18 protein-coding genes, 1 tRNA gene and 2 rRNA genes are annotated in these 26,189 nt (G+C 67.0%); 11 read left to right on the top strand and 10 right to left on the bottom strand.

Annotated features, from left to right (window positions below; translation table 11 throughout):
- The first annotated feature begins 50 nt into the window (after window positions 1-50).
- Both MUG78_RS04770 and rrf read left to right on the top strand, forming a co-directional pair.
- Window positions 51-3,194: ribosomal RNA gene (locus MUG78_RS04770) — 23S ribosomal RNA — on the top strand.
- A gap of 82 nt (window positions 3,195-3,276) precedes the next feature.
- Window positions 3,277-3,393: ribosomal RNA gene (gene rrf, locus MUG78_RS04765) — 5S ribosomal RNA — on the top strand.
- 220 nt (window positions 3,394-3,613) lie between these two features.
- Here rrf and sftH read toward each other — a convergent pair.
- Window positions 3,614-5,941 carry a DEAD/DEAH box helicase gene (gene sftH, locus MUG78_RS04760; protein WP_246992685.1) on the bottom strand — a complete coding sequence of 776 codons (2,328 nt, stop codon included), beginning with the start codon at window positions 5,939-5,941 and terminating at the stop codon, window positions 3,614-3,616.
- A 96-nt stretch (window positions 5,942-6,037) separates the two neighbouring features.
- On the opposite strand from sftH, the gene MUG78_RS04755 reads away from it, so the two are divergent.
- The 3 genes from MUG78_RS04755 (at window position 6,038) to MUG78_RS04745 (ending at window position 11,564) form a co-directional block, all read left to right on the top strand.
- Window positions 6,038-6,619: a hypothetical protein gene (locus MUG78_RS04755; RefSeq protein ID WP_246996830.1), complete on the top strand. Its 582-nt coding sequence runs from the start codon at window positions 6,038-6,040 to the stop codon at window positions 6,617-6,619.
- A 204-nt stretch (window positions 6,620-6,823) separates the two neighbouring features.
- Window positions 6,824-9,889, top strand: coding sequence for a type I DNA topoisomerase (gene topA, locus MUG78_RS04750; RefSeq protein WP_246992683.1), 3,066 nt, complete (start codon window positions 6,824-6,826; stop codon window positions 9,887-9,889).
- A gap of 280 nt (window positions 9,890-10,169) precedes the next feature.
- Window positions 10,170-11,564 (top strand): HNH endonuclease signature motif containing protein, encoded by a 1,395-nt coding sequence (locus tag MUG78_RS04745; protein WP_246992681.1) that lies wholly within the window; start codon window positions 10,170-10,172, stop codon window positions 11,562-11,564.
- Between the two features lie 214 nt (window positions 11,565-11,778).
- Here MUG78_RS04745 and MUG78_RS04740 read toward each other — a convergent pair whose 3' ends face one another.
- The gene (locus tag MUG78_RS04740; RefSeq protein ID WP_246996828.1) at window positions 11,779-13,254 is read right to left on the bottom strand and encodes an adenylate/guanylate cyclase domain-containing protein; all 1,476 of its coding nucleotides are present in this window, start codon (window positions 13,252-13,254) and stop codon (window positions 11,779-11,781) included.
- A gap of 171 nt (window positions 13,255-13,425) precedes the next feature.
- Between MUG78_RS04740 and MUG78_RS04735 the strand changes: the two genes are divergently transcribed.
- Window positions 13,426-14,697 (top strand): DNA polymerase III subunit delta', encoded by a 1,272-nt coding sequence (locus tag MUG78_RS04735; protein WP_246992680.1) that lies wholly within the window; start codon window positions 13,426-13,428, stop codon window positions 14,695-14,697.
- Between the two features lie 27 nt (window positions 14,698-14,724).
- Here the strand turns inward: MUG78_RS04735 and MUG78_RS04730 are convergent, their stop codons facing one another.
- The 4 genes from MUG78_RS04730 to MUG78_RS04715 are packed head-to-tail and all read right to left on the bottom strand — an operon-like array spanning window position 14,725 to window position 17,626.
- The gene (locus tag MUG78_RS04730; RefSeq protein WP_246992678.1) at window positions 14,725-14,868 is read right to left on the bottom strand and encodes a hypothetical protein; all 144 of its coding nucleotides are present in this window, start codon (window positions 14,866-14,868) and stop codon (window positions 14,725-14,727) included.
- A 59-nt stretch (window positions 14,869-14,927) separates the two neighbouring features.
- The gene (locus MUG78_RS04725; protein WP_246992676.1) at window positions 14,928-15,854 is read right to left on the bottom strand and encodes an LLM class F420-dependent oxidoreductase; all 927 of its coding nucleotides are present in this window, start codon (window positions 15,852-15,854) and stop codon (window positions 14,928-14,930) included.
- A gap of 28 nt (window positions 15,855-15,882) precedes the next feature.
- On the bottom strand, window positions 15,883-16,917 hold the full coding sequence (locus MUG78_RS04720; RefSeq protein WP_246992674.1) for an Rv2578c family radical SAM protein: 1,035 nt from the start codon (window positions 16,915-16,917) through the stop codon (window positions 15,883-15,885).
- Between the two features lie 46 nt (window positions 16,918-16,963).
- On the bottom strand, window positions 16,964-17,626 hold the full coding sequence (locus MUG78_RS04715) for a pentapeptide repeat-containing protein (protein WP_246992672.1): 663 nt from the start codon (window positions 17,624-17,626) through the stop codon (window positions 16,964-16,966).
- Between the two features lie 216 nt (window positions 17,627-17,842).
- On the opposite strand from MUG78_RS04715, the gene MUG78_RS04710 reads away from it, so the two are divergent.
- On the top strand, window positions 17,843-19,039 hold the full coding sequence (locus MUG78_RS04710) for an ATP-binding protein (RefSeq protein ID WP_246992670.1): 1,197 nt from the start codon (window positions 17,843-17,845) through the stop codon (window positions 19,037-19,039).
- Between the two features lie 73 nt (window positions 19,040-19,112).
- Here the strand turns inward: MUG78_RS04710 and MUG78_RS04705 are convergent.
- Window positions 19,113-19,185, bottom strand: a tRNA-Thr gene (locus tag MUG78_RS04705).
- An 89-nt stretch (window positions 19,186-19,274) separates the two neighbouring features.
- Between MUG78_RS04705 and MUG78_RS04700 the strand changes: the two genes are divergently transcribed.
- Together MUG78_RS04700 and MUG78_RS04695 are read left to right on the top strand one after the other, a co-directional pair.
- Entirely contained in the window at window positions 19,275-19,910 is a 636-nt protein-coding gene (locus MUG78_RS04700) for a GntR family transcriptional regulator (RefSeq protein ID WP_246992668.1), read from the top strand.
- Complete coding sequence (locus MUG78_RS04695; protein ID WP_246992666.1) at window positions 19,907-21,166, top strand: MFS transporter; 1,260 nt, start codon at window positions 19,907-19,909, stop codon at window positions 21,164-21,166. The genes MUG78_RS04700 and MUG78_RS04695 overlap by 4 nt, the downstream gene beginning before the upstream one ends.
- A 6-nt stretch (window positions 21,167-21,172) precedes the next feature.
- Here MUG78_RS04695 and galE read toward each other — a convergent pair whose 3' ends face one another.
- Window positions 21,173-22,189: a UDP-glucose 4-epimerase GalE gene (gene galE / locus MUG78_RS04690; RefSeq protein ID WP_246992664.1), complete on the bottom strand. Its 1,017-nt coding sequence runs from the start codon at window positions 22,187-22,189 to the stop codon at window positions 21,173-21,175.
- Window positions 22,190-22,202: 13 nt separating this feature from the next.
- Window positions 22,203-23,204, bottom strand: a complete 1,002-nt coding sequence (gene rfbB / locus MUG78_RS04685) for a dTDP-glucose 4,6-dehydratase (RefSeq protein WP_246992662.1) — start codon at window positions 23,202-23,204, stop codon at window positions 22,203-22,205.
- A gap of 59 nt (window positions 23,205-23,263) precedes the next feature.
- Here rfbB and rfbA point away from each other — a divergent pair, with 59 nt between their 5' ends.
- Window positions 23,264-24,139, top strand: a complete 876-nt coding sequence (gene rfbA, locus MUG78_RS04680; RefSeq protein ID WP_246992660.1) for a glucose-1-phosphate thymidylyltransferase RfbA — start codon at window positions 23,264-23,266, stop codon at window positions 24,137-24,139.
- A gap of 45 nt (window positions 24,140-24,184) precedes the next feature.
- Entirely contained in the window at window positions 24,185-24,772 is a 588-nt protein-coding gene (locus tag MUG78_RS04675) for a dTDP-4-dehydrorhamnose 3,5-epimerase family protein (protein ID WP_246992651.1), read from the top strand.
- 25 nt (window positions 24,773-24,797) lie between these two features.
- Here MUG78_RS04675 and MUG78_RS04670 read toward each other — a convergent pair whose 3' ends face one another.
- Window positions 24,798-26,156, bottom strand: a complete 1,359-nt coding sequence (locus tag MUG78_RS04670; protein WP_246992649.1) for a M1 family metallopeptidase — start codon at window positions 26,154-26,156, stop codon at window positions 24,798-24,800.
- Window positions 26,157-26,189: the final 33 nt, after the last annotated feature.

Below are 26,189 nucleotides of genomic sequence, written 5' to 3'. Positions count from 1 at the left end.
TGGAATGTCCACATTCGTGCCCATGAGAGTGGGTGTGTTTGTGGGTGTTGTTGTAAGTGTTTTAGGGCGTTCGGTGGATGCCTTGGTACCAGGAGCCGATGAAGGACGTGGTAGGCCGCGATAGTCCTCGGGGAGTTGTCAAACGAGCTGTGATCCGAGGGTGTCCGAATGGGGAAACCCAGCACCAGTGATGTGGTGTTACCGTCCGGTGAATGTATAGCCGGTGCGGAGGGAACGTGGGGAAGTGAAACATCTCAGTACCCACAGGAAGAGAAAACAATTGTGATTCCGTGAGTAGCGGCGAGCGAAAGTGGATCAGGCTAAACCATGCGTATGTGACACCGGCAGGGTTGTGCGTGTGGTGTTGTGGGAGTGTCGTGGCCCGGTCTGCCGGCTGGGCGGTCAGTGAGAAAACAGGATGTTAGGTGAAGTGGCCTGGAATGGTCTGCCGTAGACGGTGAGAGTCCGGTAACTGAAAATGTTCTGTCTGGCTTCAATATTTTCCCAAGTAGCAGCGGGCTCGTGGAATCTGCTGTGAATCTGCCGGGACCACCCGGTAAGCCTAAATACTTCCTGGTAACCGATAGCGGACTAGTACCGTGAGGGAAAGGTGAAAAGTACCCCGGGAGGGGAGTGAAATAGTACCTGAAACCGGACGCTTACAATCCGTCAGAGCCTGTGCAGTCTTTGGTGGCTGGTGGGTGATGGCGTGCCTTTTGAAGAATGAGCCTGCGAGTTAGTGCTCAGTGGCGAGGTTAACCCGTTGTGGGGTAGCCGTAGCGAAAGCGAGTCTGAATAGGGCGTTTTGAGTCGCTGGGTCTAGACCCGAAGCGGAGTGATCTACCCATGGCCAGGGTGAAGCAGCAGTAAGATGCTGTGGAGGCCCGAACCCACTTCAGTTGAAAATGGAGGGGATGAGTTGTGGGTAGGGGTGAAAGGCCAATCAAACTCCGTGATAGCTGGTTCTCCCCCAAAATGCATTTAGGTGCAGCGTCGCGTGTTTCTTACCGGAGGTAGAGCTACTGGATGGCCGATGGGCCCTACCAGGTTACTGACGTCAACCAAACTCCGAATGCCGGTAAGTGAGAGCGTGGCAGTGAGACTGCGGGGATAAGCTTCGTAGTCGAGAGGAAACAGCCCAGATCGCCGGCTAAGGCCCCTGAAGAGTGTACGAAGTGGAAAAGGATGTGGATTGCTTAGACAACCAGGAGGTTGGCTTAGAAGCAGCCACCCTTGAAAGAGTGCGTAATAGCTCACTGGTCAAGTGGTCCTGCGCCGACAATGTAGCGGGGCTCAAGTACACCGCCGAAGCCGCGGCAATCACACATAGACATCCACCATGATCTGCGGGTTGTGGTGTAGTGGTGTGGTTGGGTAGGGGAGCGTCCTGCATTCCGTTGAAGCCATCGAGTGATCGTGTGGTGGAGGGTGTGGGAGTGAGAATGCAGGCATGAGTAGCGAAAGACAAGTGAGAAACTTGTCCGCCGAATGACCAAGGGTTCCTGGGCCAGGTTAATCCGCCCAGGGTGAGTCGGGACCTAAGGCGAGGCCGACAGGCGTAGTCGATGGACAACGGGTTGATATTCCCGTACCCGTGTATCCGCGCCCAATGATGAATCATCTGTACTAACCGCCCAAAAGCTACTTCTCCTTCCTTCGGGTTGGTTTGGTGGTGGCTGCGTGGGACCTTGGGTGTAGTAGTCAAGCGATGGGGTGACGCAGGAAGGTAGCAGGGCCAAGTGATGGATGTCTTGGTGTAAGCCTGTAGGGCGGAACATAGGTAAATCCGTGTTCCATGTAGCCTGAGAGGTGATGCGTAGCCGTTGAGGTGAATTCTGTGATCCTATGCTGCCGAGAAAAGCCTCTAGTGAGTTGGTACACGGCCCGTACCCCAAACCGACACAGGTGGTCAGGTAGAGAATACTAAGGCGATCGAGAGAACTGTGGTTAAGGAACTCGGCAAATTGCCCCCGTAACTTCGGGAGAAGGGGGACCATTTCTGGTGACGACTTTTTCGGTCTGAGCTGGGGGTGGTCGCAGAGACCAGAGAGAAGCGACTGTTTACTAAAAACACAGGTCCGTGCGAAGTCGTAAGACGATGTATACGGACTGACGCCTGCCCGGTGCTGGAAGGTTAAGAGGACCGGTTAGTCAACTTTGTTGGCGAAGCTGAGAATTTAAGCCCCAGTAAACGGCGGTGGTAACTATAACCATCCTAAGGTAGCGAAATTCCTTGTCGGGTAAGTTCCGACCTGCACGAATGGCGTAACGACTTCTCTGCTGTCTCAACCACAGACTCGGCGAAATTGCAGTACGAGTAAAGATGCTCGTTACGCGCGGCAGGACGAAAAGACCCCGGGACCTTCACTATAGCTTGGTATTGGTGTTCGGTACGGTTTGTGTAGGATAGGTGGGAGACTGTGAAGTGGGCACGCTAGTGTTCGTGGAGTCGTTGTTGAAATACCACTCTGATCGTATTGGGCTTCTAACCTCGGACCCTGATCGGGTTCAGGGACAGTGCCTGGTGGGTAGTTTAACTGGGGCGGTTGCCTCCTAAAATGTAACGGAGGCGCCCAAAGGTTCCCTCAGCCTGGATGGCAATCAGGTGTTGAGTGTAAGTGCACAAGGGAGCTTGACTGTGAGACGTACATGTCGAGCAGGGACGAAAGTCGGGACTAGTGATCCGGCACCGGCAAGTGGAAGCGGTGTCGCTCAACGGATAAAAGGTACCCCGGGGATAACAGGCTGATCTTCCCCAAGAGTCCATATCGACGGGATGGTTTGGCACCTCGATGTCGGCTCGTCGCATCCTGGGGCTGGAGTAGGTCCCAAGGGTTGGGCTGTTCGCCCATTAAAGCGGCACGCGAGCTGGGTTTAGAACGTCGTGAGACAGTTCGGTCTCTATCCGCCGCGCGCGTCTAGAAACTTGAGGAAACCTGTCCCTAGTACGAGAGGACCGGGACGGACGAACCTCTGGTGTGCCAGTTGTTCCGCCAGGAGCACTGCTGGTTAGCTACGTTCGGAAGGGATAACCGCTGAAAGCATCTAAGCGGGAAGCCTGTTCCAAGATGAGGTTTCTCACCCACCTTCGGGTGGGGTAAGGCCCCCTACAGACCATGGGGTTGATAGGCCAGAACTGTAAGCACAGTAATGTGTTCAGGTGACTGGTACTAATCGGCCGAGGACTTACTAACAACACCCAAACACCAATGTTTGGTCTCGCATCCACTATGTACTTTCTGAGGCAACACACAATGTGTGTTTGTTTCGCCTTGTTACGGCGGCGATAGCGGTGGGGAAACGCCCGGCTCCATTCCGAACCCGGAAGCTAAGCCCACCAGCGCCGATGGTACTGCACCCTAATCAGTGTGGGAGAGTAGGACACCGCCGAACATTACTTGGAATGGCCCCCGGACCCTTGTGGTTCGGGGGCCATTTCGCATCTGCAGGCTCTACCGACACAGCGGGTACACCCCCGGTCGTCGACGGTAAAGGCGGCAGTACCCAACAGGGGCGGCAGCTGGCACCAGAAGCGGCAGCCGGGGGCGTCGCCTGTGGTGTGGACTGCCGCCTTTGCAGCGAGGTGCCGCCTGGGCGGGGGGCCGGCGGGGTGTCAGGCCGGCGGGGCGTCGTGCAGGCGCAGGATGAGGCGCAGGACGTTCAGCGCCATGTCCTTGTCGAGGGGCTCGTTGCCGTTTCCGCACTTGGGCGACTGGACGCACGACGGGCAGCCGGATCGGCAGCCGCAGGCGGCCACGGCGTCGGCCGTCGCCGAGATCCACGCCGCGAACGCCTCGTAGCCGCGTTCGGCGAAGCCGGCGCCGCCGGGGTAACCGTCGTACACGAATACCGTCGGCAGCCCGGTGCCCGAATGCGCATTGGTGGAGAGGCCGCCGATGTCCCAGCGATCGCACGTGGCGACCAGGCCGAGCATCCCGATCGCGGCGTGTTCGGCGGCGTGCAGTGCCCCGGGGAACTTGTCGGGGGCGATACCGGCGTCGATCAGGGTGTCCGGTTCCAGGGTGTACATGACGGCCCGGGTCGGCAGCACCTCCTCGGGCATGTCCAGGGGCACCGAGTCGAGGATCTCGCCGGACAGGGCCTTCCGGAGGTAGCTGATCACCTGGTCGGTCACCACCACCTCGACGAACGACACGGTGAGCGGCCCAAAGCTCTGCGAACGCAGGGTCCGGACGATCTCGATGTCGGAGTTCTCGCGGACCGACGTGGTCCAGTCCGGTTCCTCCGGGTGCGCGAGCGCCAGCGAATCGTGCAGGTCCAGTTCATCGATCACGAAGCTCTCGGCCTGGTGCAGGTAGACGGCGCCGGGGTGCACGCTCCGTTTGGCGCGGCTGGAGTCGACGGTGCCGAGAAGTCGGGACGTGGTGGTGTCGACGATGAGCACCTGCCCGCCGGCGCCGCCGCGGATGTCGATGTCGGCGTGCGGGTCGAGCCCGGGCGCGGGATACCAGCCGGCCTTGCGTCGGCGGAGGAGGCCGTCGGCAACCAGGTCCTCGACCAGGTCGTGGGCGCCGAACGCCTCGACGTCGGCCTCGGTCAGGGGAGCTTCGGTCGCCGCGCACAGCAGGTGCGGGCCGAGGATGTACGGGTTGTGCGGGTCGGTGACCGTCGCCTCCACTGAGCGCTCCAACAGCGCTTCCGGGTGGTGCACCAGGTAGGTGTCGAGGGGGTCGTCACGGGCTACGAGAACGACGAGCGACCCTTCGCCGCGGCGGCCGGCCCGCCCGGCCTGCTGCCAGAAGGACGCGACGGTGCCCGGATACCCGGCGACGATCACCGCGTCGAGGCCGCTGATGTCGACGCCCAGCTCGAGCGCGTTGGTGGTGGCGACGCCGAGGAGTTCGCCGTCGGACAGGGCGCGCTCGAGGCGTCGTCGATCATCGGCGAGATAGCCGGCGCGGTAGGCGGCCACGCGATCGGCGAGCTCGGGGGCGGCGTCGGCGAGCAGCTGCTGCGCACGACGGGCGGTGATCTCCGTGCCGCGACGACTGCGGACGAAGCAGAGGGTGCGGGCGCCCTCGATCACGAAGTCGGCGAGCAGCCGGGCGGCCTCGGCAGCCGCGGGGCGGCGGACCGGGGCGTCGTGCTCGCCCCGGGTCTCCTCGAGGAAACCCGGCTCCCACAGCGCGACCGTGCGTTCGCCGTGCGGTGACGCGTCCTCGGTGACGGCGACGACGTCGTCGCCGATCAAGCGCGACAGGGCTTCTGCGGGATTGGCGACCGTGGCGCTGGCCCCGATCACCACGGGGTTCGCGCCGTACATGCGCGCCAGGCGGAGCGTCCGCTGCAGCACCAGCGCCGAGTGCGATCCGAAGACGCCGCGGTAGTGGTGGCATTCATCGACGACGATGTAGGCCAGCCGCGCGAAGAACTGGCGCCACTTGGCGTGCGTGGAGTTGATCCCGAGGTGCAGCATGTCGGGGTTGGTGAAGATCCAGCGCGAGTGCAGTCGTGCCCACTGGCGCAGTTCCTGGTCGGTGTCGCCGTCGTACATGCACGGCTGCAGGTGCGAGAACTCGGGCAGGCCGGCGATGAGCGAGGCGACCGAGCGGAGCTGATCGGTGCCGAGCGCTTTGGTGGGTGAGAGGTACAGGGCGGTGGCGTTCGGGTCCTGCGCGAACCGCGTGAGGATCGGCAGTTGGTAGGCCAGGGACTTGCCCGACGCCGTGCCGGTGCAGAGACTGACGTGCCGACCGTCGACCGCGAGATCGGCGGCCCGCACCTGGTGTCGCCACGGCTGCCGGATGCCGCGCTCGACGAAGGCCGCGCGGACGGCGGGGTCGACCCACTCCGGCCACTCTGTGAATTCCGCTGTGCGCGTGGGGATCACGGCCAGATGGGTCAGTGGAGTCGCGTCCGGGTCGGACTCGCCGGCGAGCGTTCGACCGAGGAGTTCGGTGCCGTAGGTGTGTTGCTCCATCCCGCCCTCCTCGCGTGCTCGTGGCCGGCTCTCCATCTTAGGCAAGGCCGGTGTCAGTGCAGCCGGGCCGCCGCGGGGGCCCGTAGGATCGACATGGTGAGCCAGATGTCGTTGTTCTCCGCGGAGACGGAGGACCCAGCAATCGATGACCTGGCGGGATTGCTTGCGGCACAGGGACAGTCGCTGCACACGCCGATGGGCGCCCGGGTCTCGGTGGTCGTCGCCGACCGGTGGCGTGCGCAGGCGATCTGCGCCGACATCCGCGCGATCGGGTTCGACGCCGAGGTGGCCGAGTCCGAGGAGGGCCGTCCGCTCGCCCGGACGGAGGCCAACCCCCGATTCACAGCGCTGCACCGCCGGTGGACCAGCGGGGCGGTCAAAACGGTGCCCGAGGGCTGGGTGCCGAGCCCGCGCGCGCTTCGCCTGTGGGTGTTGGCGGCCGGCCGGCCGGATGGCGCGCACTACGCGCTCGGCCTGGATCCGCACGCGCCCGACACCCACGCGGCGTTGTCGACGGCGCTGATGCGGATCGGCATCGCGCCGACTCTGGTCGGCACCAACGGCTCGCATCCGGCGTTGCGGATCACCGGCCACAAGCGTCGCGCGCGCTTGCTGGAGACGATCGGCGCTCCGCCGCTGGATCCGGCGGCCGAGGACTCCTGGCCCCGGACCGAGTGAGCTGGGCCGTCGACTGACTCCTCCCGGCGAGTGTGACGTCAGTGACGGAAGGAGGTCCGAGATGAGGTCGATTCGCGCACTTTGGGCCGGTCGAACGAATGAACGTGGCTGCCGACCTGCGCTCGCTCGCCGAGTGATGTGCAGAAGACGCTATATATAAGGTACAACGGCAACGAGCAGCGAAACTCTGACCGAAGGGCACCCGTGGCCGCCACCGACACCGATTCCACCGCCGTGCGGCGACTCGTCATCGTCGAGTCCCCGACCAAGGCCCGCAAGATCGCGGGCTACTTGGGCGGCAACTACGTCGTGGAATCCTCGCGCGGACACATCCGCGACCTCCCGCGCGGCGCCGCCGACGTCCCCGCCAAGTACAAGGGACAGCCGTGGGCTCGTCTCGGCGTGAACGTCGACGAAGGCTTCGAGCCCCTCTACGTCGTTTCGGCCGACAAGAAGTCGACGGTCACGGAGCTGAAGGCGTTGCTGCGCGACGTCGACGAGCTCTACCTCGCGACGGACGGTGACCGCGAGGGGGAGGCCATCGCGTGGCACCTGCTCGAGACGCTCAAGCCGAAGGTCCCCGTGAAGCGGATGGTCTTCCACGAGATCACCGAGTCGGCGATCCGGGCGGCCGCCGAGAATCCCCGCGACCTCGACATCGACCTCGTCGACGCGCAGGAGACCCGTCGTATCCTCGACCGCCTCTACGGCTACGAGGTCTCGCCGGTGCTGTGGAAGAAGGTGATGCCGAAACTGTCGGCTGGTCGCGTGCAGTCGGTCGCCACGCGCATCATCGTCGACCGTGAGCGCGAGCGGATGGCCTTCGTCTCGGCCGAGTACTGGGACATCGCCGCCACCATGGACGCCGGAGCGGACGCGTCGCCGCGCTCATTCGGCTCCAAGCTGCTGTCGGTGAACGACGCTCGCGTGGCCACCGGCCGCGACTTCGGTCCGGACGGCCGCCTCCGCAAGGACGACGGCGTGGTGGTCCTGAACCAGGCGTCCGCCACGTCACTGGCCGCCGGTCTGCAGAACGCGCAGCTGACGGTCAGCTCGGTGGAGGAGAAGCCCTACACCCGCCGCCCGTACGCGCCGTTCATGACGTCGACGCTGCAGCAGGAGGCCGGCCGCAAGCTGCGCTTCTCGTCGGACCGCACCATGCGCACCGCGCAGCGGCTGTACGAGAACGGTTACATCACCTACATGCGTACCGACTCGACCACACTGAGCGAGTCGGCCATCAACGCCGCCCGCACCCAGGCGCGCGAGCTGTACGGCGCCGACTACGTGAGCCCGTCGCCGCGCCAGTACAACCGCAAGGTGAAGAACGCGCAGGAAGCGCACGAGGCGATTCGCCCCGCCGGCGAGACCTTCCAGACGCCGGGCCAGCTGGCGTCGTCGCTCAGCACCGACGAGTTCCGCCTGTACGAACTGATCTGGCAGCGCACCGTCGCCTCGCAGATGGCCGACGCCAAGGGCACCACCATGACCCTCCGGATCAGCGGCACCGCCGCCACCGGCGAACAGGTGGTCTTCGCGTCGTCGGGTCGCACCATCACCTTCCCCGGCTTCCTGTCCGCGTACGTCGAGGCCGTGGAGGAGACCGACGCCAAGGCCGACGACGCCGAGAACCGTCTGCCGAACCTCCGCGAAGGCCAGCAGCTGACCGCGTCGGAACTGATCCCGGACGGCCACTCCACCAACCCGCCGGCGCGCTACACCGAAGCCTCGCTGGTCAAGACGCTCGAAGAGCTGGGCATCGGCCGGCCGTCGACCTACGCGTCGATCATCGGCACCATTCAGGACCGCGGCTACGTGGTGAAGAAGGGCAACGCGCTCGTCCCGTCGTGGGTGGCGTTCGCCGTGATCGGCCTGCTGGAGGGCTACTTCAACAGCCTCGTCGACTACGATTTCACCGCCTCGCTGGAGGACGATCTGGACCAGATCGCCAGCGGCGACGCCGACCGGACCCGCTGGCTCAGCGAGTTCTACTTCGGCGACGACGGGCACCTCGGCGACGACGCCGCGGCCCACGCGATCGCCAAACACGGCGGCCTGAAGAAGCTCGTCGGCGTGAACCTCGAAGGCATCGACGCCCGCGAGGTGAACTCGATTCGCGTGCTCGACGACGCCGAGGGTCGCCCGATCTTCGTCCGGGTGGGGCGCTACGGCCCGTACCTGGAACGCAACGTCGCCGCGGCCGACGCCGAACCGGATCTGCAGCGCGCGAATCTGCCCGCCGACATGACCCCGGACGAGCTGACGCTCGAGGTGGCAGAGAAGCTCTTCTCCACCCCGCAGGAGGGTCGCGTCCTCGGCGTCGACCCCGTCACCGGACACGAGATCGTGGCCAAGGAAGGCCGCTTCGGTCCGTACGTGACCGAGATCCTGCCGCCCGAGGACGACGACGAGGGTGACGCGGGTTCGCCCGCGACCATCGCGCCCGGTCCCACTCCGCGCGACGGCGGCGAGACCGTGCCGGCCGGCGCCGGCGGCGGCACTGCCGACGAGGTGGTCGCGCTCGACGACGTCGAGGTCGGCTCGGTCGCCACCAAGGCTCCGGCCAAGAAGGTCGCGGCGAAGAAGACGGCCGCCAAGAAGGCCGCGGCCAAGAAGGCGGGTCCCAAGCCGCGCACCGGTTCGCTGCTGCGCACCATGGACATCGCCACCGTCACGCTCGAGGACGCGCTCAAGCTGCTCTCGCTGCCGCGCGTGGTCGGCGCCGACCCGGAGAGCGGTGAGGAGATCACCGCGCAGAACGGTCGGTACGGTCCGTACCTGAAGAAGGGCACCGACTCGCGGTCGTTGGCGACCGAAGAGCAGATGTTCACCGTCACGCTCGAGGAGGCGTTGAAGCTGTACGCCGAGCCCAAGCGGCGCGGTCGTGCGGCGGCGGCTCCGCCGTTGCGGGAGCTCGGCGAGGACTCGGCCAGCGGTCAGCCGATGGTGATCAAGGACGGGCGCTTCGGTCCGTACGTGACCGACGGCGAGACCAACGCCAGCCTGCGCAAGGGCGACGAGGTGGCCACCATCACCCCCGACCGGGCGATGGAGTTGCTGGCCGAGCGTCGCGCCCGCGGTCCGGCCAAGAAGGCCGCCAAGAAGACGGCGAAGAAAACCACCGCGAAGAAGACGGCTGCGAAGAAGACCGCTGCGAAGAAGACTGCCGCCAAGAAGACGACAGCCAAGAAGACCGCAGCCAAGAAGACCACGGCTGCGAAGAAGACGGCGGCGGCCAAGAAGGCGCCGGCGAAGAAGACGGCCGAGTAAGAAGGTCGACTGCCGGACACGGCTTCACGAGAGGGCCCCTCGGCGCGGATCACCGCGCGGAGGGGCCCTCGTCGTCTGTTCATGCAGGTAGACGGTCTGAGAAATTCTTTGAAAAAACTTTGCTCGAACTGTTGTGCTAACGCACTATGAGGCGTAGCTTGGAGTTAGACGATGCGGATGCCTCTGCCCGTCTAGCGAATCGAGTGGCTACCCGGCCGACCGTCGGGCAGCTCGACCGGTTCGACCGCTGTCCCGTACTCCTGACCGGAGGTGTCCGAAAGTGGACGCAGCAGGCTTGACCGAACTCGCCGACTTCATGGTCGACGATGTCACCGACAAACACGAGGTCACCGACAACGACGACACCGTCGACAATCTCGCACGCTTCTTGGCGCGGGTGCGGGCGGTGGACGACGACCGCGAACTCCTCGCCGTGGCCGCGGCGCTGCTGAGGCTGCGCAACGTGGTCGACTATTCGCTCGCGGCCGCGTGTGCGGCGATCGAGCGGAGCGGATTGCCTGCGCGGAAGCATGTGCGGTCGGCCGCGGCGATCGTGACCGAACTCGGTGCGGCACCGGCGGTGGCGCACCGTGCGGTCCGGATCGGGTGGGCGATCGCTGATGAAGGCCTGTGCTCGGTGACCCGAGGGATTCGGGACGGCGCGGTCTCGGCGGAGAAGGGCGACGCGGTCGTCACCGGTGTGGGCCACGTGGAAGGTCGCGTGGACCTGTCGGAGGAGGATCGTGCGCGGGTGGTGCACTCGCTGATGGTGCAGACCACTCCGGCGCGGGTGAAGGAGAAGGCTCGGGCCTGGGCGATCAAACTGGCGCCGGTGGAGCTGGCCGAAGGCCGGGTGCCGGTCGCTGAGCGCGACGATCTGAACGAGATGACGATGGATCGCACCGACGACGGGCGCGTCGCCGTCACCATCGACCTGGACACCGTGGCCGCGGAGGAGTTGTTCGCGGCGCTGGATCCGCTGACGCGGCCGGTGCCGGAACCGGACGGTTCGGACGACAAGCGTTCGGTCAAGCGGCGGCGGGCGGATGCGATGACGCAGGTGGTGCGCACCTACCTCGCACACTCCGAGCGCCCGGAGTCCGGCGGCGTGCTCCCGCACGTGACCTTGTCGGTGCCAGCGGCGGTCGTGATGAACGGCCAGGTCCTCGATTCGGTTGCGGGACAGACGATTGCGATTCCGTTCGCGGACAGTGACACCGCAGTGCCGTGGTTGGGGTTCGGCGGGCCGATCTCGGCGCGGACCGCGGAGCTGATCATGTGCGAGGCCTCCGTCGCGATCGCACTGCTCGACGACAACGGTGTGCCCTTGAACGTGGGCCGGGAGAAGCGGCTGTTCACTCCGGCGATCCGGAAAGCCCTGGTGCTGCGCGATCGCGGCTGCGCGTTCCCCGGCTGCGGGCTGCCGCCGTCGTGGTGCGACGGCCACCACGTCGAGCATTGGGAGCACGGCGGGGAGACCTGCCTCGATAACGGCGTGTTGCTCTGCCGTCGCCACCACATGCTGATTCACCAGAGCGGGTGGGAGGTGTTCATCGGCCACGACCGGCATCCGTGGTTCGTGCCGCCGGCCGACCCGGAGCATCCGAAGCGGTTCCGGGAGCCGATCCCGTCGAACGCGCGGCGCACGCTAACGCTATTGCCCGGCGCGGCTTAAGGCCGCGCCTGCGGCACCTGCACTACCGATCTGAAGTACTTGTCCACCAACGACTCTCGCCGCTAGGCGGGACCTAGAACATTTCTGAATGCAGTGTCGGGAGCGGATCCCGACGCGATGTGTTGTTTGAGAATTCCATAGTTGGCTGTCACCGGGGCGGTCTCCGTGGTCATAGTGACCACGGAGACCCTCCCGGTGGCAGCGAGCTGCCCGGTTACGAGTCGGCGAGGACGTCCGGGGCGATCTCGCCCAGGTTGGGGCGGGCCAGCAGCGTCTCAATGCCGCGGCCGCGCAGCTCCACGCCTTCGCCGATCTGCCAGTGACGGGCTTCGTCGTCGGAGGCCAGGAACACGGCGCGGGCCGAGCCGAGCACGCGGGTCGGCTCGTCCTTGGCCAGTTCGGTCAGGCGTGCCGCTTCGTTGACCGGGTCGCCGATCACCGTGTATTCCAGGCGTTGCTCGGAGCCGATATGGCCGGCGACGGCCTTGCCCGCGGATACGCCGATGCCCATGTCGACGTCGCCGAGGCGGCGGGCCAGCTCGACGCGTAGTTCGCGGCCGGCGGCCAGGGCGCAGCCGGCGAAGTCGTCCTGCTCCAGCGGTGCGCCGAAGATGGCGAGCGCCGCGTCGCCCTGGAACTTGTTGACGAAGCCGCCGTGATGGCCGACCACCTCGACGACCACCTCGAAGAAGTCGTTGAGCAGTTCCACCACTTCGCGGGGCGGGCGGTTCACGGCCAGGCGGGTGGAGCCGACGATGTCGACGAAGAGCACACCGACGTAGCGCTCTTCACCGCCGAGTTCGGTGCCGCTCTCGATCGCGCGCCGCGCCACGTCCTCGCCGACGTACCGGCCGAACAGGTTGCGCAGTTCTTGGCGTTCGCGGAGGTCGTCGACCATCTCGTTGAAGCCGGCCTGCAGCAGACCGAGGTCGTTGCCGTCGTAGATCTTGAGTGCCACGTTGAGGTTGCCCGCGCGGATCTGGCTCAGCGCCATGCGCATCTGTTTGATCGGGTCGGTGATCGACCGGACAAGGCGATAGAAGGCGATCATGCCGAACACGAGCGACGCGACCGCCATCCAGATGATCGGTCGCTGCAGGTCTTCGGCGCTGGCGTCGATCACGCCGTGGCGCTGCAGCAGGATCATCGCGATCATCACGAGCATGGGCAGGGCCACGGTGATCGACCAGAAGACGCCGATCCGGACGCTGATGCCGGGCGCCTTGGCGGACTCGGGGTCGTTCGCCATCGCGGCGACGGTGATCGGCCGCAGCACCTTCTCGGCCTGCATGAAGCTGAGCACCGCGGTGACGAGGACGCCCACCAGACTGGCGAGCGCCACGAGGATCGCGTCCTTGCCGGACTCGCGCAGGTTCAGGAGAGACAGCAGAACGCCGCCGATCAACCACAGGCCGACGTTCACGAGGGTGAGCAGCATCGGAAGGCGGAGAGCTCGGCGGCGGGCGGCGTCGTCGTCGAGCCGTGATCGTCGGCGATGCCAGATCAGGACCGGCATCGACAGGCGGATCGACGCCAATCCGGCCGCCACGATCGCGACCAACAGATAGACGAGGAAGTAGATCTGATTCTGGGCGTCGATCTCGGCGAGGCTGATGGTGTCCGGGCCGGGCAGTCCGAAGCGAAGGAAAGCGAAGGTGAACAGGGCGCCGATCAGATTGGCGCGCAGCATGTCCAGCGCCAAGATCGGCCACGGAGTGTGCGAAAGCCAGCGCAAGAGGTGCGCTGCCTTCGTCCATCGCGACCGATGCTTGACCACAGGACTAACGTACCGGCGTGCTTGCAAGAGTTAAACAGATTCCCGGGAGTGGTGCTGTCCGAACTGGGACTTACTCTGGACGGTGTGACAAATGTCTTTGACGGGCTGATCGGACAGGCGGATTTAGCCGACGAACTGGCGGCTGCGGCGACCTCGGCGCGGATCGCTTCTGCCGAGCTCGATCACGCCGCCGACGGTGCGATGTCGATGTTCGGCGACGAGGTGGTGCCGGAGTCCGGGTCGGCGATGACCCACGCGTGGTTGTTCACCGGTCCGCCGGGCAGCGGGCGTTCGGTGGCCGCGACGGCGTTCGCGGCGGCGCTGGAATGTCAGGACCCGACGACGGTGGGCTGCGGCGAGTGCCGCGCTTGCGTCACGGTGTTGGCGGGGACGCACGGCGACGTGCGGCACATCGCGCCCGAGGGGTTGACGATTTCGGTGCGGCAGATCCGCGACATCGTGCAGCTGGCCGCTCGACGCCCGACGACGGGCCGCTGGCAGATCGTCATCGTCGAAGACGCCGACCGCCTCACCGAGCACGGTGCCAACGCGCTCCTGAAGGCGGTGGAGGAGCCGCCGGAGCGGACCATCTTCCTCCTGTGCGCGCCGTCGGTGTCGCCGGAGGACATCGCGGTGACGCTGCGCTCGCGCTGCCGCCACGTGGCGTTGATCGCGCCGCCGGCGTCGTCGATCGCACAGGTGCTGATCCAGCGCGACGGGATCGACGCCGGCCGCGCGGAGTGGGCGGCGAGTGTCGCCGGTGGCCACGTCGGCCGGGCTCGACGACTCGCCACCGACGAGCACGCTCGCGCGCAGCGGGAGCAGGCGCTGTCGTTGGCGCGGGCCGCGGTCCGCGAGGGGGAGATGTACGCGGCGGGCGAGGCGCTGGTGAACGCGGCCAAGAAGGTGGCCGACGAGATCGCCGCCGAACTCAACGAGCCCGAGATGGCGGAGCTGATGACCGCCCTCGGCGCCGGGGGCACCGGCAAGGGCACCGCCCGGCCGCCCCGCGGCAGCGCCGGGGTGATCAAGGAGCTGGAGAAGCGGCAGAAGACCCGGCACACCCGGATCATGCGCGACACACTCGACCGCGCGCTGGTCGATCTGGCCGCACTCTTCCGCGACGCGCTCGCGATGTCGATGGGCGCGTCGGTGACGATGATGCACCCGGACAAGACCGAGACGCTCGCCGGCCCGATGGCCACCTATGCGGCGCCGGACCGGCTGCTCGGCTGCGTCGAAGCGGTCCTGGAATGCCGCGACGCGCTCGGCAAGAACGTGAAGCCGCGGTTCGCGGTCGACGCGCTGATGGTGCGGCTGAGCGAGCAGCTCGCCCGGCGCTCTCGCCCGGCCTGAGCGAACTGCCCGCTCTGCAGAACGGTCTCAGGCGTCCTGGTCGGTGGTGATCTCGTCGTGGTCGGCCAGCGGGTCGTCGCCGCCCGCGCCCTCGAGGACGGTGAGCTCGTTGTCGATCGCCGCGGAGATGGCCTCGGCCTTCTCCTTCAGCTTGTCGGTGAAGTCGGACATAGCCCCTCCTGAAGGTCGCCCGGCGTCCTCCGCCGGCGCTTGTGAATGACTATAGGGAGTCACCCCAGGTGGGGTGCGATCGCGGAGGCGACCAGTTCCAGATGGTCCAGATCGGCCAGGTCGAGCATCTGCAGGTAGACCCGGCTGGCGCCGATCGCCCGGAACGACTCGATCTTCGCGATCGCTTCCTCGACGGTGCCCGCGACGCCGTTCTCCCGCAGTTCGGCCGGCTCGCGACCGATCGCGGCGGCTCGTCGGACGAACTCCTCTTCGGTGCGACCCACGCACAGCACCAGCGCGGCGGAGTAGACCAGATCGGTACGACGACGACCGGCCTTCTCGCAGGCATCGCCGACGCGCTCGTACATCTGCGCGGCGGTGGCTTCGCTGACGAACGGCACGTTGAACTCGTCGGCGTAGGCGGCGGCCAGCGCGGGGGTGCGCGTGGGGCCGGTGCCGCCGACGATCAGCGGCGGCCGCGGCTGCGTCGGCTTCGGCAGCGCGGGGGAGTTCTCGATGGTGAAGTGCTTGCCCGCGTAGTCGAAGGTCTCGCCCTCCGGCGTGCCCCACAGCCCGGTGACGATGGCGAAGTTCTCCTCGAGCCGATCGAAGCGTTCGCCCAGCGGCGGGAACGGGATCCCGTACGCCGCATGCTCTTCCGCGAACCAGCCGGCGCCGAGCCCGAGTTCCACGCGGCCGCGGCTCATCTGATCGACCTGGGCCACCTGGATCGCGAGCTGTCCCGGGTGGCGGAAGGTCGCGGAGGTGACCAGGGTGCCCAGGCGGATCCGCTCGGTGGCGGTCGCGAGCGCGGCCAGGGTGAGCCAGGCGTCGGTCGGGCCGGGCAGGCCCGCGGAGTTCATCGCCACGTAGTGATCGGAGCGGAAGAAGGCGTCGAAGCCGAGGTCCTCGGTGGCGCGCGCGACGGCGAGGAGGTCGTCGTAGGTGGCGCCCTGCTGGGGTTCGGTGAAGATACGCAGATCCATGGCCTCCATGATGCCCGACGGTCCGGGTTCAGAAGAGGGTGAGCGCCGGTTCCGGGTACGGCGCGGCCGCGACGGTGGGCGACGGGGTGGCAAGCGACGGGCTGGTGGCCTCAGCGTCGGCGCGGCCGAGCCCGTGGCGCGCGACGAGCGGAGCCAGCTTCTCGCGGAGCCGGGCCGAGTACTCGGCCCGGACGTACCCGCTGCGGGAATACAGCGACCGGTAGCGCCGCACCAGCGCGGGATGGTGCTCGCCCAGCCACTCCATGAAGATCCCGGCCGTCGCGCCGCGCAGGTGCAGCGGGAACGCGGTGATGCGCTCGGCTCCGGCCTCGGCGAGGGCGCCGAGCAGCGCGTCGAGGGCGGCGGTGTCGTCGGTCAGATACGGGACCACCGGCGCCACCATCACGTGCGGGCGGAACCCGGCCTCAGCCAGGGCGGTGATGAGCTCGAGTCGGGCCCGCGGCGACGGGGCGCCGGGGTCGAGCTGCTTGCGGAGGTCGTCGTCGAGCATCGCCAGCGAGACGCCGACGTCGATGTCGATCACCCCGCGCGCGGTCCGCAGCAGGGGGATGTCGCGGCGCAGCAGCGTGCCTTTGGTGAGGATCGACAGCGGCGTGCCCGACTCGGCGAGCGCGGTGATCACGCCGGGCATCAGGCGGTAGCGGCCCTCGGCGCGCTGGTAGGGGTCGGTGTTGGTGCCGAGTGCGACGGTCTCCCGCTGCCACGACCGGCGCCGCAGTTCCTTGCGCAGCACGGCGGCGACGTTGAGCTTCACCACCAGCTGGGAGTCGAAGTCGAGGCCGGCGTTGAGGTCGAGGTATTCGTGGGTGGGGCGCGCGAAACAATAGCGGCAGGCGTGGCTGCAGCCGCGCATCGTGTTGACCGTGTAGCGGAACGGCATGGGCCCGCCGTCGGGCAGCTTGTTCAGGGCGCTGCGGGCGAGGACCTCGTGGAAGGTGATCCCGGCGAACTCCGGCGTCTCGACGGTGCGGACCAGGCCGGCGCGGTCGAGGCCGGGCAGCCCGCCGTCGTCGGTGTTCGCGCTCTGCCCGGACCATCGCATGCACTAATGCGAACACATGTTCGGACAGTGCGTCAAGGGGGCGGGGTCAGGCGACGACGATGCCCAGGTGGGCGGCGAAGTGGCCGCTGTAGCGCACCACCTGGTCGGGCGTGAAGGCGGCGCCGCGCAGGCCGTCGAGGTGGCGCAGGTTGTCGATCGCCGCGTCACGCAGATCGACGTCGGCGAGGGTCGCGCCCTGCAGTTGTAGGGTGCCGATGCGGCAGTTCTCGAACGATACGCGCGTCGCCGTGGCCTCGGTGAGGTCGAGCTCGTCGATCTGGCAGTCGCGGAACGCGACGTCGCGCACGTCGCTGCCGCGGAAGTTGACCAGGCCGAGCTTGCAGTCGGTCAGCTCGACGGACCGGATCTTGGCTTCGAAGAGGTCCAGCGCGCCGATCCGGCTGCCGTTCACGCGCACGTTGCGGATCGAGCCGCGGGCCATCGACCAGCGCGGCGCGATCACGTTGGCGAGGGCGCTGTCGAAGATCTTGGCGCCGCCGAGCTCGACGTCGTCGAAGGCGGCCGTCGTGAGTTCGCAGTCGGCGATGGTGAGGCCGGACAGGTCGACGTCCGCGAGTTCCAGGTCGCTGAAGCGGCAGCGCTCGACGTGCGCGAAGGCCTGCAGATCGGCGGGGTCGCCGTCGTCGAGTCCGCCGAGGGTGAGCTTCTCGATCCGCGGCTTCTTCGGGGCGGTCGGATGGGCGGCCATCAATGCATTCCTCACGTCGGCGGCGGCGGGCGACCCGAGTGTATCGGTGGGCGATCGGCGACGGTCGGGACTTGCTGGTTCGCCGACCGGCCGCGACGTTTCCTGGTTTAGGTGAGTTTATGGATCGTCCATAAACTATCCCGAAGTAGATCCGGGCCGAAGTTTAGGGCAGAAGTGTAAAGTTGCTTAAACTTGAGAAACTGCGAAAGGTCGGTCGTGGATCCATTGACGAACCCCTACACGCCGAATGCGGGAGCCCAGCCGACCACGCTCGCCGGCCGCAATCCTCAACTCGACTCGTTCGATCTGTTGCTCGCGCGGCTCATGCGTGGGCGGCCGCAACAATCGATGATCGTCACTGGGCTTCGAGGGGTTGGGAAGACCGTCCTGCTCGGTCAATTTCGGAAGAAGGCGTTGGCTGCGAACTGGGTGGTGGCCGAGCTCGAGATAAGAAAGCACGACGACACCGAGTTTCGTCGGATGATGGCCAGTCGCATGCGGACCGCCCTGCTGGAGATCTCGCCTAAGGCGCGGTGGAACGAGCGATTCCAGAAGGCTGGCCGAGTATTGGCTTCCTTCACCCTGACTGCCGACCTCACGGGGACGGTGCAGATCGGGTACGCCGCCGATGCGACCGAGCCGGGCAAGGCTGATCACGGCGACCTGGCTCTGGATCTCACGGACGTGTTCGTGGCTGTCGGTGAAGCGGCTGCCGACGCTGGACGTGGCGTGGTGCTGCTGTTCGATGAGATCCAGTTTCTTGCTCCTGCGCAGTTGGAGGCTCTCATCTCGGCAATTCATAAGGTCGTTCAACGGTCGCTGCCTGTAACCATGGTCGGTGCTGGTCTGCCGCTCATTGCGGAGTTGGTCGGGGATGCCAGGTCGTACGCCGAACGACTGTTTCAGTTCCCGACGATCGGTGACCTCGACGACCGTGACGCGCGAGAGGCTCTGGACGGTCCGGCGAAGATCGAGGGCGCCTCGTTCGAGTCGGACGCTCTCGAGCTCGCGCTCCAGATCACGGGTCGGTACCCGTACTTCTTGCAGGAGTTGGGGTACGCGGTGTGGGGAGTGGCCAGCGGTACCGTCATTACCCGGGGTGACGTGTCGGATGCCGAGGCTCTCTATACGGCCAAACTCGACGAGTCATTCTTCCGTGTCCGCTTCGACCGCTGCACCAACCGTCAAAAGCAGTATCTTCGGGCGATGGCTGAGCTGGGGCCGGGGAAGCAGAAGGCGCAGGACGTGGCCTCTGTCCTGAAGCGGGAGTCCAGCCAGGTTGCTCCGATCAGGGCTGAACTGATCGGCATGGGCCTTCTTTACACGCCCGACTACGGGTACGCCGACTTCACGGTGCCGCACTTCGAGAGCTTCATGCTTCGTGTCATGCCTGATCTCGAGGTGATCGGGTAGCTCCGGAGCGGGTGCAGAAGCAGAAAGGCCAGGTAGTCGGTCCGAAAAGGGACTGTCTACCTGGCCTTGTACGAGCCGCCTAGGAGAATTGAACTCCTGACCTATTCATTACGAGTGAATCGCTCTACCGACTGAGCTAAGGCGGCGTGCGCCCGGCGGGCCGGGTGCGGGATCGATGGTACCGAGTCGTAGGCCGACTGAGCAAAACCGGGGTTCCTGCTCTACAGTACATCTTGTGTCTAAGACGTATTCAGCAGCGGATCGGGTGTACTCCGATGTCAAGGAACTCATCCTGAGCTGCGAACTTCCCGGCGGGGAGCTGATCAGCGAAGGTGAGATCGCCGAGCGCTGCGAGGTGAGCCGCACACCCGTCCGCGAGGCCTTCCTGCGCCTGTCCGCGGAGGGGTGGATGCGTCTGTACCCCAAGCGCGGCGCGCTGATCGTGCCGGTGGGCGAGCGGGAGTCCCGCGAGGTGCTCGAAGCCCGACTGCTGGTGGAATGCCACGCGGTGCACGGCGTCGTCGAACGTCCCGAAGCACTCGCCGCGCTGGTCGAAGCCCTGCGCGGGAACCTCTCCGCACACCAGGGTGCGGCCGGCGACGAGTTCACCCGCCTCGACACCGAGTTCCACCAACTGATCGTCGACGCCGGGCGCAACAGCCTGCTCGAAGGCTTCTACACCTCGCTCGCGGAACGACGCCGCCGGATGACCGCGGCCAGCGTCCACCGCGACCCGGACGTGAGCGCGCGGATCCGCGCCGACCACGCCGCCCTCCTGGAGGCGATCGCCGACGGCGACGCCGACCGGTTCGACGCACTCCTGCACGCCCACCTCTCCGGCGTGCACGACGTCCCGGGCGTCGTGCGATGAGCGCGCTCACTCGCAGAGGCATCGGCTGGGGCGGGGTGTCCCTCGCGGTCTTCACCGCGGCCTGGGGCGGCAACCAGTTCACGCCGCTGCTGGTGATGTACCGCGGCAACGCGCAGATGTCCGACGTGGTGGTCGACGCGCTGCTGTTCACGTACGTGCTGGGCATCGTCCCGGCACTCCTGATCGGCGGACCGCTCTCGGACCGCTTCGGACGTCGCCCCCTGATGCTGCCGTCGCCGCTCATCGCGGCGCTCGGTTCGGGCCTGCTGGCCCTGGGGGCGCACTCGGCGCCCCTGCTGGCGCTGGGTCGAGTGTGTAGCGGGGTCGCACTCGGCCTGGCCATGGCGGTCGGCGGCAGCTGGATCAAGGAGCTGTCCGACCGCGACGGCGCCGGCGTGACCGCCGGTGCCCGTCGTGCCGCCCTCAGCCTCACCGCCGGCTTCGCGCTCGGCGCGGGGGCCGCCGCGCTGCTCGCCCAGTGGGCACCGTGGCCCAACCAGCTCGCCTACCTGGTCAACATCGCCCTCGCGGCGGTCGCACTGATGCTGCTGTGGCCGGTGCCCGAGACGCGCGCCGCGTCGCGCGGCGGACGCCTGGTCGACGACCTCAAGATCCCATCGGCCCGCCGCGCCGCCTTCTGGCTGCAGGTGGCGCCGGTCGCACCCTGGGTGTTCGGCGCCTGCGCCGTGGCCTACGCCGTGCTGCCCGCACTGCTGAGCCCGCTCACGCAGGGCTGGGACATCGTCTTCGCCGGCATCTGCTGCCTGGTGGGGCTCACCGCCGGCTTCTTCGTCCAGACCCTCGGCCGCAAGATCGACCGGCCCGGCTCGCCCCGCGCGTCGGTGGCGGCGATGGGGCTCACCGCGGCAGGCATGCTGCTCGCGGCCCTCGCGGCGAACCTCCTCACCATCCCGGTCGCGTTGCTGGCGGCCGCGGTGCTCGGCGGCGGCTACGGCATGGCGCTGATCTCCGGGCTGCTGAACGTGCAGCGCATCGCCGGACCCGACGACCTCGCCGGGCTCACCGCGGTGTTCTACGGCCTCACCTACCTGGGCTTCGCCAGCCCGGCGATCATGGCGGCGATCTTCGAACGCTACGACGTCGGGTACCCGGCCATGCTGATCTTCGGTGCGGTGGTCGCGATCGGTTCCCTGGTCGTGGTGCTGGTGTCCGCGCGCAGCTCGGGTGTCGTCGCCGCCGTGCGGCCGCACCGCGAGGAGGACGTGCTCCTCGATCGGTCGGGTCAGTCGGGGTAGCCCCGATCAGTCGGGGTAGCCGTCGGGGTTCGACGACTGCCAGCGCCACGAGTCGGCGCACATGTCGTCGAGCGTCTTGGTGGTGCGCCAGTGCAGTTCGGCGTTGGCCTTGCTCGGGTCGGCCCAGTAGGCGGGCGCATCGCCGGGGCGGCGCGGCGCGATCTCGTAACCGATCTCCCGGCCGCTGGCGCGCGCGAAGGCGTCGACCAGCTCCAGCACCGATACGCCCTGGCCGGAGCCGAGATTCCAGGCCGACCAGCCGTCGTCGATCTCGGTGAGCTTGGCCAGCGCCGCGACGTGCCCGGCGGCGAGGTCCTCGACGTGGATGTAGTCGCGCACGCCGGTGCCGTCCGGGGTGTCGTAGTCGTCGCCGAACACCGACAACCGCTCCCGACGTCCGACGGCCACCTGCGCGACGAACGGCATCAGGTTGTTCGGGATGCCGCTGGGGTCCTCGCCGATCCGGCCGCTCGGATGCGCGCCCACCGGATTGAAGTAGCGCAGCACCGCGATCCGCCAGCGGTCGTTGGACGCGGCCAGATCATGCAGGATCTGCTCGATCATCACCTTGGTCCAGCCGTACGGATTGGTCGCGGTCCTCGGCATGTCCTCGGTGCGTTCGCGCACCGGATTGTCGCCGTAGACGGTGGCCGACGACGAGAACACGAACCGTCGAATGCCGCGGCTGTCCATGGCGCGCAGCACCGAATAGGTGCTGTCGAGATTGTTCTCGTAGTAGCTCAGCGGCTGCGCCACCGACTCGCCGACCGCTTTGAATCCGGCGAAGTGGATCACCGAGTCGACGGGCTCGGCGTCGAACACCGCGGCCGTGGCGGCCCGGTCGGTGAGGTCCACGCGGTGGTACGGAATCGCTTGTCCGGCAAGCTCTTCCAGCCGCCCGATCACCGCGACCTTGGCGTTGCTGAAGTCGTCGGCGATCACCGCCTCGTGGCCGGCGGCCAGCAGTGCCAGCACGGTGTGCGAGCCGATGTAGCCGGCGCCGCCGGTGACCAGAACGCGCATGGGATCTCCTCTGTTACAGGGTCTGCTGGGTGGCGGCGTAGACGGCTTCGACGCCGGCCTTGACCGGCGCCCACCAGTCACGGTGGGCCGTGTACCAGTCGATGGTGTCGGCCAGGCCGGAGCGGAAGTCGGTGAACCGCGGCGTCCAGCCCAGCTCGGTGCGCAGGCGGGTGGCGTCGATCGCGTACCGGCGGTCGTGCCCGGGGCGGTCGGTGACGAAATCGAAGGCGTCCGCCTCCCGGCCCATCAGCTCCAGGATCGACGTCACGACGGTCAGGTTGTCCACCTCGCCGTCGGCGCCGATCAGGTAGGTCTCGCCGAGCTGCCCGCGGTCGATGACGGTCCACACCGCGTCGTTGTGGTCGTGCACGTGGATCCAGTCGCGCACGTTGGCGCCGTCGCCGTACACCTTGGGTCGGATCCCGCTGAGCACGTTGGTGATCTGCCGCGGGATCAGCTTCTCCACGTGCTGGTACGGGCCGTAGTTGTTGGAGCAGTTGGACAGTGTGGCGGCCACGCCGAATGACCGCACCCACGCGCGCACCAGCAGGTCGCTGCCGGCCTTGGTGGAGCTGTACGGGCTCGACGGGTTGTAGGCGGTGGTCTCGGTGAAGCGCGCCGGATCGTCCAGATCGAGGTCGCCGTACACCTCGTCGGTGCTGATGTGGTGCAGCCGGACGTCGTGCCTGCGCACCGATTCGAGCAGCGTGTACGTGCCGACCAGATTGGTCTGCACGAACGACGACGGGTCGGCCAGCGAGCGGTCGTTGTGTGATTCGGCGGCGAAGTTCACCACGAGATCGGCGTCGGCCACCAGCGGATCGACGATACTCGCGTCGGCGATGTCCCCGCGTACCACGCGGATGTCGGACGCGACCGGGTCCAGGGTGCTCGCGTTGGCGGCGTAGGTGAACTTGTCGAGCACCGTGAGGTCGACGTCGGGCCGTTCGGCGAGCGTGCGAAGGACGAAGTTGGCTCCGATGAAACCGGCCCCGCCGGTCACCAGTACTCGCATCGACGGGCTCCTCGCTGACAGTGGCGTTCGGCATCCGACTCTACCGATAGGGTTGACGCATGCGCGGAATCATCCTGGCGGGCGGCGCGGGCACCCGGCTGCATCCGATCACCCAGGGGGTGAGCAAGCAGTTGGTTCCGGTCTACGACAAGCCCATGATCTACTACCCGCTCTCCACCCTGATGCTCGCCGGTGTCCGCGACATCCTGGTGATCTCCACGCCGCAGGACCGTCCCGCCTTCGAGCATCTGCTCGGCGACGGCTCGCAGTTCGGGATTTCGCTGCGGTACGCGACGCAGCCCGAACCGAACGGGTTGGCGCAGGCCTTCGTGATCGGCGCCGAGCACATCGGTGACGAGTCGGTGGCATTGGTGCTGGGCGACAACATCTTCTACGGCCCCGGCCTCGGCAGCCAGCTGAAAGGCTTCGAGGACGTCGACGGCGGAGCCATCTTCGCCTACCGCGTCGCCGACCCGTCGGCCTACGGCGTGGTGGAGTTCGACGCGCAGGGCCGCGTGCTGTCGTTGGCGGAGAAGCCGGCCCAGCCGAAGTCGAACTATTCGGTGCCGGGCCTGTACTTCTACTCCAACGACGTGGTGGAGATCGCCCGCAACCTGGCCCCGTCCGAGCGCGGCGAGTACGAGATCACCGACGTGAACGCCGAGTACCTGCGGCAAGGCCGACTGCACGTCACGGTGCTGCCGCGCGGAACCGCCTGGCTCGACACCGGCACCTTCGACTCACTGCTGGACGCCGGCAACTTCGTCCGCACGGTGGAGCAGCGGCAGGGCCTCAAGATCGGCGTGCCCGAGGAGATCGGGTGGCGTCTGGGATATCTCAGCGACGACGATCTGGCCGCCCGGGCGGCCGCGCTGACCAAGTCCGGCTACGGTGACTACCTGCTCGATCTGCCGACCCGCGGCCGCGAGCTCTGAACCCGCACGACCACTGACCACCAGAGCGAGACGAGGCCTGCGGACATGCGAGTTCGGGAACTGACGATCAGCGGCGCCTGGGAGTTCACCCCGGTCCAGCACGGCGACGACCGAGGCGTGTTCCTGGAGTCGTTCACGGCTCCTCACCTGGCCGAGGCGATCGGGCACGACTTCACGCTCGCCCAGGTCAACACCTCGGTCTCGGCCGCCGGCGTGATCCGTGGCGTGCACTTCGCCGACGTCCCGCCGGGACAGGCGAAGTACGTGACCTGCGCCTACGGGGCGGTGCTCGACGTGGTGGTGGACCTGCGGGTGGGCTCACCGACCTTCGGCACCTACGACGCGGTGCTGCTCGACGACCTCGACCGCAAAGCCGTCTACCTGGCCGAAGGCCTCGGCCACGCCTTCTGCTCGCTGCAGGACGGTTCCACCGTCACCTACCTGTGCTCGACCGGCTACAACCCGACCGCCGAACACGGCGTCGACCCGCTCGACGACGAGATCGGCATCCGCTGGCCGTCGGTGGGTCGGGACGGCGCGCCGCTGGAGTTCCGGCTCTCCGAGAAGGACCGCCAGGCGCCGTCGTTGCGCGCGGCCGTCGAGGCCGGACTCCTGCCGACCTTCGGCGCGTAGACGCACTATCGGCGGTTCGCTGCGCTCAGCGCAGGACCGGGAACGGCGGCAGTTCCGGGGTGAACAGCCAGTCGCGCCAGAGGTCGTTGAGGGACTCGCTGGTGTACGTGCTCGCCAGGGCGATGAAGTCCTCGGTGGTGACGCAGCGGTAGCGGTATTTGTCGGTCCACCGCTGCAGCAGGGCGAAGAACGGGCCGTCGCCCAGCCGCAGACGCAGGGCGTGCAGCGTCACGGCGCCGCGCTTGTACACCCAGTCGTCGAACATCTCCTTGGGGCCGGGATCGCCCAGCGGCACCTTGACCGGATGCGCGGCGAGCTTGGCGTAGTAGTGCCGCGCCCACTCGTCGGCCGACCGGCCGCCGCTGCGCTGGCTCCACAGCCACTCCGAGTAGCAGGCGAAGCCCTCGTTGAGCCAGATGTCGCGCCAGCGCGCCACCGTCACCGAGTTGCCGAACCACTGGTGGGCCAACTCGTGGGCGATCAGCCGCTCGCTGGTCAGGGTGCCGTCGCAGTGGTTGGCGCCGAACACCGAGAAGCCCTGAGCTTCGAGCGGGATCTCCAGGTCGTCGTCGACCACGACGGCGGTGTAGTGCGCGAACGGGTAGGGGCCGTACAGCTCGGTGAACACTTCCATCATCGCCGTCTGGTGACGGAAGCTCTCGTCGAAGTCGGTGTTCAGGCGACGCGGCGTCAGCGCGTAGATCGGGACGTCCGAACCGGGCATGGCGCGGTGCTCGTACTGGCCGATCTGGATGGACGCCAGGTAGGTGGCCATCGGCTCGACCTGCTCGTACACCCAGGTGGTGGTGCCCGCGCTGCGCTTCTTCTCGATCAGGGTGCCGTTAGCCAGGGCGTAGTACGGGCTGTCGGTGGTGATGCTGATCTGGAACGGCGCCTTGGCCTCGGGATGGTCGTCGCAGGGGAACCACGACGGCGCACCGTTGGGCTGACTGGCGCACAGCGAGCCGTTCTCCAATTCGTCCCAGCCCACCTCGCCCCACAGACCGCGGATCGGCTTCGGGGTTCCGCCGTAACCGATGACGACGGTCATCGCGCCGCCCGGCGGGACGGGCGCGGCCGGGGTGATCGCGAGCTTGCCGGCGCGTCGCGAATAGCGGGCCGCCCGCCCGTTCACGGACACGCGGTGCACCTGGAGGTGCCCGGCCAGGTCGAGGGTGAACCGCTGCAGCTGCTGGTAGCTCGTCGCGGTGATGGTGGCGGTGCCGCGCAGCCGGTTCGGCGAGACCCGGTAGTTCAGGTCCAGGTCGTAGCGCGAGATCCGATAGCCCAGATTGCCGTGGTCGGGCATGTACGGGTCGAGTTCGTGGGAGGTGCCGCTCAGGGTCGGGGTGTGCGAAACGTTCTTGTCCGCCTTGCTGGGCACGCAGTCCTCCGTCTACTCGCTCGCGAAACCTCA

The organism is Gordonia alkaliphila, assembly GCF_023017165.1.
GTDB lineage: Bacteria > Actinomycetota > Actinomycetes > Mycobacteriales > Mycobacteriaceae > Gordonia > Gordonia alkaliphila.
This window is presented reverse-complemented; position numbering and strand designations above follow the sequence as displayed.

Coding starts and splice junctions, on each gene's coding strand:
- rfbA (WP_246992660.1), top strand. CDS start 23,264: ATGCGCGGAATCATCCTGGCGGGCGGCGCGGGCACCCGGCTGCATCCG.
- MUG78_RS04740 (WP_246996828.1), bottom strand. CDS start 13,254: ATGCTGCGCGCCAATCTGATCGGCGCCCTGTTCACCTTCGCTTTCCTT.
- MUG78_RS04730 (WP_246992678.1), bottom strand. CDS start 14,868: ATGTCCGACTTCACCGACAAGCTGAAGGAGAAGGCCGAGGCCATCTCC.
- MUG78_RS04725 (WP_246992676.1), bottom strand. CDS start 15,854: ATGGATCTGCGTATCTTCACCGAACCCCAGCAGGGCGCCACCTACGAC.
- galE (WP_246992664.1), bottom strand. CDS start 22,189: ATGCGCGTTCTGGTCACCGGCGGCGCCGGCTACATCGGCTCGCACACC.
- MUG78_RS04675 (WP_246992651.1), top strand. CDS start 24,185: ATGCGAGTTCGGGAACTGACGATCAGCGGCGCCTGGGAGTTCACCCCG.
- sftH (WP_246992685.1), bottom strand. CDS start 5,941: ATGGAGCAACACACCTACGGCACCGAACTCCTCGGTCGAACGCTCGCC.
- MUG78_RS04715 (WP_246992672.1), bottom strand. CDS start 17,626: ATGGCCGCCCATCCGACCGCCCCGAAGAAGCCGCGGATCGAGAAGCTC.
- MUG78_RS04695 (WP_246992666.1), top strand. CDS start 19,907: ATGAGCGCGCTCACTCGCAGAGGCATCGGCTGGGGCGGGGTGTCCCTC.
- MUG78_RS04720 (WP_246992674.1), bottom strand. CDS start 16,917: ATGCGATGGTCCGGGCAGAGCGCGAACACCGACGACGGCGGGCTGCCC.
- rfbB (WP_246992662.1), bottom strand. CDS start 23,204: ATGCGAGTACTGGTGACCGGCGGGGCCGGTTTCATCGGAGCCAACTTC.